We start from the raw sequence: 549 nt of genomic DNA, 5'->3' as shown, positions 1-549 counted from the left end.
GCGGCATCGGCACTGGGACCGCCTCCTTCCCCTTGGTAATGCCGGGCGTGAAGGTTCGCCGCTCCCAGTCGATCCACTCCCAGCAGGCGCTGGCCGCTTCCGACTCGCGCAGGCCCAGGCCGTACATGAGACGCACAGCGACGGCGACGGACGGCGAGCGCGTGGTCGCCTTGTCGATCTCTGCCAGCCAGTCGTCGGTGGTTTTGGTGGGCAAGGTGGCGCGCGGGATCTTCTGGACCGGCAGCATGGGCACGTCCCACGGCAGCTTGGGAATAATCTTGCGCTTGACGGCCCAGTTCACCAGCAGCTTGAGCTTGCGCAGCCAGTGGTTCGCGGTGGCCGGCTTGCGCGTGGCCAGGTGCGCGTTTCGCGCCTTCTCGATGATCTCGGTGCCTAAGTCGCTAATCAGCAGCTGGCCCAGCCCGTGAAGGTGCCGGCGCTTGAAAACGTCGATCCCGCGGCGATGCGACTTGCTGGCGATCGGCGCGCGCAGTTCCTCCCATTGCTCGATCAATTCCTCCAGCGTCGGGACCAGCTGCATGCCGCTCG

Annotated in this window: 1 pseudogene; it reads right to left on the bottom strand. The window is 66.3% G+C overall.

Annotation, left to right across the window (positions count from 1 at the left end):
- Positions 1 to 549, bottom strand: a pseudogene (locus F2P46_RS36185) (site-specific integrase); the annotation flags it as partial.

The sequence above is a fragment of the Massilia sp. CCM 8734 genome, from assembly GCF_011682155.1.
GTDB classification, from domain to species: Bacteria; Pseudomonadota; Gammaproteobacteria; order Burkholderiales; family Burkholderiaceae_D; genus Telluria_A; species Telluria_A rubra.
This window is presented reverse-complemented; position numbering and strand designations above follow the sequence as displayed.